The sequence below is a fragment of the Streptomyces sp. URMC 126 genome (assembly GCF_051386555.1).
Classification (GTDB): Bacteria; Actinomycetota; Actinomycetes; order Streptomycetales; family Streptomycetaceae; genus Streptomyces.
In genome coordinates this window covers 1-9,007 of record NZ_JBPQTX010000289.1, presented here as the reverse complement: position 1 = coordinate 9,007, position 9,007 = coordinate 1, and the positions used below count along the sequence as shown (strand labels likewise).

The window sequence follows — 9,007 nt, the reverse complement described above, 5'->3', positions numbered from 1 at the left end:
CTCCGCCCCCACCGCGCAACGCGGGGCCGCGCTCCACCCGGGCGGTGGCCGTCGCGCCGCGCCGGACGGCCGGGCACGGACGCGCGGCACGCGGAGTGCCGCCACCGGTCCGGGCGTCGGACACGGCCGGGAGCCGGCGGGACGGCCGTGGGGCCGCCCCGCAGTCGCCGCCCCGCCCGCCCCGCAGTCCCCGCAGCCCCGCCGCACGTGCGACCGCGCTCACGCGGCCGCCGCCGCGAATCGTTCCGGCGCGAACGGTCGCGGATCGACCGGGGGTCGGTCACCCGTCAGCAGGGCGGTGATCAACGCGCCGGTGGCGGGGGCGAGTCCGATGCCCGCGCCTTCGTGGCCGCAGGCGTGCCACAAGCCCCGCACTCGCGGGTCGGGGCCGATCGCCGGGAGGTGGTCGGGCAAGTACGGGCGGAACCCGGCGTACGTCCGCAGTACGCGCACCCCCACGAGCACCGGGAACAGCGCGGCGGCCCCCGCCGCGAGGCGCCGCAGCGCCTCCGTGGACAGGGTGCGGTCGAAGCCGACGCGTTCCCGGCTGGCTCCGACGAGCACCGGCCCGGCCGGGGTTCCCTCGACCACCGCCGAGGTCTGGAGCGCGGCCGAGCCGCTGGCCACGTCGGCGACGTAGTCCGCCGCGTACACCTTGTGCCGGACGACGCGCGGCAGCGGTTCGGTGACGAGCACGAAGCCGCGGCGCGGCAGGACGGGCAGGTGCGCGCCGGCGAGCCGGGCGACCTCGCCGCCCCAGGTGCCCGCAGCGTTCACCACGTACCGGGAGTGGACGTCGCCGGCGGGTGTCCGGACGCCGCGTATCTCGCCGCGCGGGCCGGGGAGGACGGCGGTCACCCGCTCTCCGGTCCGGACGCGCACCCGCGCGCCCGCGGCGCGCAGCAGGTGGGCGGCGGCGAGGGCGGGCTGGACCTGGGCGTCCTGCGGGTAGAGGACGCCGCCCGCGAGGCCGGAGGCGAGGTGGGGTTCCAGGTCGCGCAGCCCGTCCGCCGGTACCTCGACGGCGGCCACGCCCGCCGCCGTCTGGCGGGCGGCGAACGCCCGCAGCGCGGCGGCCCGGGCGGGGTCGGAGGCGACGACGAGTCCGCCTTTGGCCTCGTACTCGACGGCCGATGGGAGCTCGTCGGCGAGGCGGCGCCACAACGTGGTGGAGAGCAGGGCGAGTTCGAGCTCGGGTCCCGGTTCCTTGTCGGAGACGAGGAGGTTGCCCTCGCCGGCCCCCGTCGTGCCGCTCGCGACGGGGCCGCGGTCGATCACGGTGACGGACAGGCCGGCCCGGGCGGCGTAGTGGGCGCAGGCGGCACCGACCACGCCCGCTCCGACCACGATGACGTCCGAGGAGTCACTGGAGGGCATGCGCTGTAATATTTCACATTGCACAGATGCTGCCAAGGGTCGTTTCGAACAAGCGGCCCACCTGACGCCGCGACACCGACAGCCGCCGCCGGCACCGCCGCCCGCGCCGTGACGCGCGGCTGCCGCCACCCGGCCCGACCGCCTCGACCTCCTCGGCCGCCTCGGCCGCCTCGACCGCGTACCCGAGCGGCACGGCACACCGAACTCCCGCTTCCCGACCGCTCGTTGGAACGCCGCTGGGCACCCTTCGGCCGATCGCGGCCGATGGCGGCCGACCGGCCAGCCCCGCCCCCTTCACAAGGCCGGCGGGGCCGCCGTCGCGTCGAGCCACGGATGCCCGGGGTGGACGCGCTCCAGCCACCGCCCGAGGGCGTCCCGCCGCGCCCGGTCCAGCAGCGGCAGGGTGGCGGCGAAGTCGGCCCGGTCCTTGGGGCGCGCCCCCTTCGCCTTGAAGAGGAGCACCAGCTCCGGCCGCAGATAGGGGATGCCGCCGGCACTCCGCTCGATCACGGCGGCGTAGGGCAGCCGCAGGCCCTCGTCCCGTCGGCAGATCCAGGTGTCGCCGTCGTGCGGCTCACGGAAGACGTCGAGGTGGAACCGGCCGGTCTCCGGGTCCCGCAGCCAGGTCTGGTGGGTGGCCGCCAGGGCCTCGGGGCCCGCCGCGGGCCACAGCCGTCCCGCGCCGACCGCGTCGAAGACGTACCCGGGGAAGCGGTCCCGGATCTCCGGGAACGCCGCCGCGGGGACCGCGATCTCCACGTCTCCGTGGACGCGTGACGGCTCGCCGCGGAACAGGTCCAGCGCCCAGCCGCCCGCGACGTACCAGGGCATGCCGGTCCCGGCCAGCCGTTCCGCGACCCGCTCCGGCCGCCAGGCGCGCGTCCACCGGGCCGCCGCCTCGGACTCGGCGATCGGGATGCCGCCGGGCGGCGGGGGTTTTTCGGCCACCGGAGAGGTCTACCACCCGGTGACGGGAATCGGACAGTCCACGTGGCGTCAGGTGCCGGCGGGACCGGCCGGCCGGCGGCGCGCGCCGGGAGGCCCGGCCGCGCCGGCCCACGGGCGTCGTTCTAACCGGTCTCGGCGGCCAGTTCGCCCATCCACGCCTCGATCGCGTCCGGCGTCCGCGGCAGCGCTCCCGACATCAGCCGGGCGCCGTCGGCGGTGATGACGAGGTCGTCCTCGATGCGCACGCCGATGCCGCGCAGGGCGGGCGGCAGGGTCTCGTCGTCGGGCTGGAAGTAGAGGCCGGGTTCGACGGTCAGGACCTGGCCCTCCTCCAGGACGCCGTCGGGGTAGACGCCGGCCCGCGCCTGGGCGCAGTCGTGGACGTCCAGGCCGAGCATGTGGCCGCTGCCGCAGAGGGTGTAGCGGCGGTGGAGGTCGCCGTCGGGGGTCCGGAGGACGCCCCACTCGGTGAGGCCCTCGGCGATGACGCGCATGCCGGCCCGGTGGAAGTCGCGGAAGCCCGCGCCGGGTTTGAGGGCGGCGATGCCCGCTTCCTGGGCGGCGAGGACGAGCTCGTAGACCTGCCGTTGGACGGGCGAGAAGCGGCCGGAGAGCGGGAGGGTGCGGGTGATGTCGGCGGTGTAGAGGGTGTCGGTCTCCACACCGGCGTCGAGGAGGAGCAGGTCGGCGGGGTTCAGCCGGCCGTCGTTGCGCGTCCGGTGCAGGACGCAGGCGTGGGCGCCGGACGCGGCGATGGTCTCGTAGCCGGTGCCGTTGCCCTCGGCGCGGGCGCGCAGCCCGAAGACGCCCTCGATCCAGCGTTCGCCGCGCCGGTGCGCCAGGGCGCGCGGGATGGACCGGACGACGTCCTCGAAGCCGGCGGTGGTGTGGTCGACGGCCTGTTGCAGTTGCTCGATCTCCCAGGCGTCCTTGACCAGCCGCAACTCGCTGAGCACCATAGCGAGTTCGGCGTCGGCGGTCGCGTCGCGGCCGGGCGGGAGAGAGCCGTCGGGGTCCAGGGGCGCGCAGCGGATGCCCGTCGCGCGCTCGGTCTCGGCGGGATCGGCGGACCGGCCGACCCAGAACTCGCCGTGCCGGCGGTCGCGGTAGAACGCCGGGGAGCCGGCGGAGCGCGGCGGGCGCGGCCGGACGTACAGCACCGCCTGGTGCCGGTGCGGGCCGTCCGGCTCCAGGACGAGGACGTGGCCGGCCTGGTCCTCGCCGGTCAGGCCGGTCAGCCAGGCGTAGGCGCTGTGCGGGCGGAAGCGGTGGTCGCAGTCGTTGGAGCGGACCTTCGTCACACCGGCGGGCACGATCAGCCGCTGCCCCGGGAAGCGGGCGGAGAGCCGTCGGCGGCGCGCGGCGGTGACGTCCGCCACGGGCGAGCGGGGGCCGGCGGGCGGCGGTGCGGGCGCCCAGCCGGCTCCCATGAAGGCCGCCAACTCCTCGGACACCGGCAGGTCGTGGCTCATGGTGCGGATGGGGGCGGCGGCTTCGGGCACGGCCTTCCTCCTGAACTCCCGGCTGAGTAATATTTCACATTACGATGTCACAGGTCACGTGTCACCACACGGGACGGAAAAGGCCGCTCCCCCGCCACGCGTGACGAGGGAGCGGCCTTCGGTTCGCCGGAGTTCCGCCGGGCCGGGTCAGGCCACCGGCGCCGGGTAGGTCGGGTACTCCACCCCGGAGACGTGCTGCACGACGCGGACGACCTGGCAGGAGTAGCCGAACTCGTTGTCGTACCAGAGGTAGAGGATCGCGTTGTCCCCCTCGACCTTGGTGGCGCCGGCGTCGACGATCGAGGCGTGGCGCGAGCCGATGAAGTCGCTGGAGACGGCGTCGGGCGCGCTGATGAAGTCGATCTGGCGCTTCAGCGGCGAGGTCAGCGAGACGTTGCGGAGGTAGTCGAGGACGTCCTCGCGGGTGGTCTCGCGGGCCAGCCGCAGGTTGAGGATGGCGATCGAGACGTCCGGCACCGGGACGCGGATGGAGCTGCCGGTGATGCGGGCCTTGAGGTCGGGCAGCGCCTTGGCGACGGCGGAGGCGGCGCCGGTCTCGGTGATGACCATGTTCAGCGGCGCGGAGCGGCCACGGCGGTCGGAGTTGTGGTAATTATCCAGCAGGTTCTGGTCGTTGGTGAACGAGTGGACGGTCTCCACGTGGCCGTGCAGCACGCCGTACTCGTCCGCCATCGCCTTCAGCGGCGGGACGATCGCGTTGGTGGTGCAGGACGCGCAGGAGATGATCTGCTCGTCCGGCTTGATCATGTCGTGGTTGACGCCGTGGACGACGTTGGGGACGTCGCCCTTGCCCGGGGCGGTCAGCACGACCTTGGCGATGCCCGGCCGCAGGTGCTTGGACAGCCCCTCGCGGTCACGCCACTTGCCGGTGTTGTCGATGAGGATGGCGTCCTTGATCCCGTACGCCGTGTAGTCCACGGTCGTCGGGTCGTCGGAGTAGATCACCTGGATCTCGTTGCCGTTGGCGATGATCCGGCTGTTCGCCTCGTCGACGGTGATCGTGCCCTGGAACTGGCCGTGGATGGAGTCGCGCCGCAGCAGCGAGGCGCGCTTCACGATGTCCTGGCCCGCGCCCTTGCGGACGACGATGGCGCGCAGCCGCAGGCCGTTGCCCGAACCGGCCTTCTCGATGAGCAGCCGGGCGAGGAGGCGCCCGATGCGGCCGAAGCCGTAGAGGACGACGTCACGGGCCTCGCGGCGCTCGATCTTGTTGTCGCCTAGGGCCCCGGCGACGGCCTCGGCGGTGAACTCCTCCACCGACAGACCCCGGCCGTCGGTCTTGTACGTCGCGGCGAGCATCCCGATGTCGATCTGGGACGGGCCCAGGTCGAGCGTGGTGAGGGCCTTCAGGAACGGCATGGTCTCGGTGACCGCGAGCTCCTCGCCCGCGATCTGCCGGGCGAAGCGGTGGGTCTTGAGGATGCTGACCACCGACTTGTTCACCAGGGAGCGGCTGTGGACCAGGACGGTGACGTCCCGCTCCCGGTGCAGCTTCCCGATGATCGGGATCATCGACTCCGCGATCTCCTCGCGGTACATCCAGTTGGCGAACGTGTCGTCATTGACAGTCACAGGCGTATCTTTCGAGCTAGGCGGCGCTCATATGCTAACCCCACACCTGTTCGACCCCTCAAGGGGTCCGGTGTGGCTGCTACCTCACATTCCCCGGGGAACTCTCGGCTCCCTCTCGAAACATGGGCACCACCCGAGACGTGGGTGTCGCCCCTGGCTTCCCCCCGATGGTGTCGGCCGGTGCCGGCCGGTGCCGCCGCCGGGCCCGTCAGGCGTCCGCCGGCCGCTGCTCGCCGGTCTCCGGCCGGGCAGCCACCGGCTCGGCCGCGAGGGGCTCCGCGGCGGGGGACTCTGCCGCAGGGGGCTCCGCCGCTGGGGACTCCCCCGCGAGCGGCCCCGCCGCGGGCCGGACGAGCAGCGGCTGGGCGGCGGCCAGCAGCAGGCAGACGGCCGACGTCCCCAGCCACATCGGGCCCGGCCCCGCGTGCTGGAGGAGCTGGGTCCCGGCGATCGGCGCCGCCACGGCGGCGACGCCCCAGCAGAGGCCGTACACGGCCAGGTAGCGTCCGGTGCCGCCGGGCGGCGCGAGCCCGGCGACCACGGCGAACGCCCGGCCGAGCAGAAAGGCGTCGCCCAGGCTCCACACCACGGTGGCCGCCGCGTGCGCGGGCAGCGTGTGGGCGGCCGCGTAACCCGCGACGCCGAGACCGACGAGGACGTACCCGAGCGCGAGCGCCGCCGGCGCGGACAGGGCCGTGAACCGGCGCACCCGCAGCGCGGGTTGCACGGCGACGACGGTCACGGCGGAGACGGTGAAGAGGAACCCCGCGTCCGCGGGCTCCAGACCGCGCCGCGTGAGGGCGAGCGGCAGCGCCGTCATGATCTGCGAGAGGACCAGCGCGAAGACCGTTCCCGAAAGGAGCATGAGCAGCAGCGCCGGGTCGCGCCAGGGACGGACGGGGACGGCTGGCGTCCGCTCCGGCGCCGGGCCGTCCGCCGGGCCGGGCCGGCGGGCGTCGGAAGGATGATCGGCGGGCAGGGCGCACCGCACGACGGCCGCGCAGACCAGGCAGGTCAGCGCGTCCACGACGAAGAGCCACCGCAGTCCCCAGTGCCCCAGCCCGGCCGCGAGCAGCCCGGCGCCCATGCCGCCGACGGCCAGCGCGGCGTTGAGCAGCCCGAAGGCGCGCACCCGGTCCGCGGGACCCACGGCATCGGCGATCATGGCCTGACTCGGCGGTTCGTACAGCTCGAAGACCAGCCCGAGGAGCACCGCCCAGACCGCGACGGCGGTGAGCGAAGGGGCGCCCGCGATGCCGAGCTGGGTGACGGCGCACCCGGTCAGCCCGAGCACTATCGTGCGGCGCCGCCCGATCCGGTCCGCGAGCCGCCCGCCGGCCAGCCGGGACGGGATCGAGGCGAGCCCGAAGCCGGCCGTGACGAGCCCGGCCGTGGTGGCGCTCGTCCCGTACTCGGTGCTGACGAGGACGGTGAGGAAGGAGAGCGAAAAGGCCCCGAGCCGATTGACGGCCCGGGCGGCCACCAGCAGCAGCACCGCCCTCGGCAGCCTCGCCACGCGCCCTGTCCCCCACATACCCGCCCCTTCCACCGCCCCGCCCCGTCGGCCCACAGACCCGCGAACCTGCGGACCCGCGGGCCAGGTCCACGCCGCCTCGGAACGATAGGCGCTCCGGGCCGGTCCGCATCGAAGGCCGGCAGTGTTTGTCACCTCCCCGGCGCGGGCCGCCGCTACGTCGGATGCCGGCGCGGACCACGCGGCCCGGTACCGACGCGATACCGAGGCCACGGCGATTCCGAGAGCGTCAGGTGAGTCTTACGTGCCACCCGCCCCGCGCGATGATCGTCCGGCCGTCCGGAGTGATCAGGACTCGGGCGCCGCGCACCGGTAGCTCACCATTGCCGAGCCAGTAGGAGCGCAATTCGTCGAGGATGTCCCACAGCCGCCGGGGGCCGCTCTGGTGGACGGTCGGGCGGCCGGTGCCGGTCGCGGTGGCCCGGGCCCACGATCCGTCGGCGTGCGCCATGAGCGCGGTGCGCCGCTCGCCGTTCTGGTGGTAGCGGTGGACGATGCCGGGGGCGGTGAGGCCGAGCATGGAATCGAGGTCCCACGCCTGCTCGACGTCCACGACCGGGTACGGCCCGGTGGTGACGTCCTCGCCTTCCTGATGTTCGGCGGTGTCGAGTAGCTCGTCGAGGCCGGGCGGGTAGTCGTCGCCGTGGCGGACCGGCATGAATCCGGCCCTGTCCCACAGCACGCGGCCCGTGGCTCCGCCGTCCTCGTTCTTCTCGGCGGTGACGAGCAGGGAGGTGCCGGCGATGGTGGTCACCAGCCGGCCTCCGTGGCACAGCGCGTCGAGCCAACTCGCGGGAACCGAGCGGACGGAGACCATCGAGACGATGCGGTCGGCGGAGTTCGGTTCCGCCGGCAGGGGGCCGGTGGCGTCGACGGTCTCGACCCGCGGCGCGAGGCCGATCGCCTCAAGGCGTTCCCGCGCGGCCTGTACGAGGTAGGGGTCCACGTCCACGCTGGTCACCTGCTCGTCGTGCGCCAGGTAGCGGGCGGCGAGCGCGGTCCCGTACCCCGAGCCGGTGCCGACGTACAGCAGGGAGTCGGCGGGGTCGAGGCAGGCGTGCCGGTGCATGGCGACGACGAGGCTCGGCAGGGTGGCCGAGGACGTCGGCCGGCCCGTCGGGCGGTCGTCGGGCTTGGCGTGGTCGGCGTGCAGCGGGCCGACGCGGGTGATCAGGGACCTGTCGGCGTAGGCGGCCGGCATCCACTCGCCGGCCTCGCGCGGGGCGCGCAGGGTGTAGGCGTCGCCGTCGCGTTCCCACCACCGGGGGATGAAGATGTGCCGGGGCGTTTCGGCGATGAGGGGGCGCCATCGTGACGAGCGGTGGGTGACGGCCTCGGCGAGTGCTTCGGCGTGGCGCTGCCAGTTCACGCGGTGGCCTCCGGGGTGGTCGAGGTGGGGGTGACGCCGCAGACGGGGGCGGGAGTATGGCCCGTTCCACCGCCGGAGGGACCGGCCGGCATGCGGGCGCCCGTGGCGGCGGGCGGGGCCGACCGACCCCCGCCGAGTCGCGCAGCAGCGCGGCCTTCTGTCGGGGTCAGTCGGCGTCACCGCCCCCGGTGGCGCGGCCGGCCGTGGTGGTGCTGGCCTTGGATTTGATTCCGAGCCGGTCTGTCACGTGTTCCTGTCCCGCCCTGAGCTCTCGCCCCCGGCGGACAGGGCGGCCTCGGCCGTGCGCCCCCCGCCCCGAGGTCTCCCCGGTCATGACGTTCGCTTCCGCGTGCGCCTCGGCGCAGGCCGCGGTGGCCTCTCCTGCGGACTCGCCGCAGGCGATCACACACCCAGCCGATAATAGACATAGCGAGTGAGATCAACCCACCATACGCGTAAGGTCGTTGACCCCGCTGGCAGCACTCGGTGGCGACCGGGGGCCGGGGCCCCCGGGGGGGGGCCCCCGGCCGGTTCCGAAGCCGGGCCGTGCCGCGTCCGGCACCTCCGACAAGCTGCCGCGCCGGCCGCCGGCGGGCGTCGTCCCCGAGCCTGTACGACGCCGGGGTGCCGGGGCGGGCGGCGGACGCCGACCCGACGCGGAGGGGGGGCGGCGTGGTGGGGTTA

Annotated in this window: 6 protein-coding genes; all 6 read right to left on the bottom strand. The window is 74.5% G+C overall.

Going from position 1 to position 9,007, the window contains the following annotated elements; translation table 11 throughout:
• Positions 1–219: 219 nt before the first annotated feature.
• Positions 220–1,377: an NAD(P)/FAD-dependent oxidoreductase gene (locus ACSNOK_RS26685; RefSeq protein WP_436783327.1), complete on the bottom strand. Its 1,158-nt coding sequence runs from the start codon at positions 1,375–1,377 to the stop codon at positions 220–222.
• A gap of 294 nt (positions 1,378–1,671) precedes the next feature.
• Entirely contained in the window at positions 1,672–2,325 is a 654-nt protein-coding gene (locus ACSNOK_RS26680; protein ID WP_436783326.1) for a nucleotidyltransferase domain-containing protein, read from the bottom strand.
• 122 nt (positions 2,326–2,447) lie between these two features.
• Positions 2,448–3,797: an aminopeptidase P family protein gene (locus tag ACSNOK_RS26675; protein WP_436783328.1), complete on the bottom strand. Its 1,350-nt coding sequence runs from the start codon at positions 3,795–3,797 to the stop codon at positions 2,448–2,450.
• A 177-nt stretch (positions 3,798–3,974) separates the two neighbouring features.
• Positions 3,975–5,420 carry a glyceraldehyde-3-phosphate dehydrogenase gene (locus ACSNOK_RS26670; RefSeq protein WP_436783325.1) on the bottom strand — a complete coding sequence of 482 codons (1,446 nt, stop codon included), beginning with the start codon at positions 5,418–5,420 and terminating at the stop codon, positions 3,975–3,977.
• Positions 5,421–5,628: 208 nt separating this feature from the next.
• Positions 5,629–6,936, bottom strand: coding sequence for an MFS transporter (locus tag ACSNOK_RS26665; RefSeq protein WP_436783324.1), 1,308 nt, complete (start codon positions 6,934–6,936; stop codon positions 5,629–5,631).
• A gap of 247 nt (positions 6,937–7,183) precedes the next feature.
• Complete coding sequence (locus ACSNOK_RS26660; RefSeq protein WP_436783323.1) at positions 7,184–8,323, bottom strand: methyltransferase domain-containing protein; 1,140 nt, start codon at positions 8,321–8,323, stop codon at positions 7,184–7,186.
• Positions 8,324–9,007 lie beyond the last annotated feature (684 nt).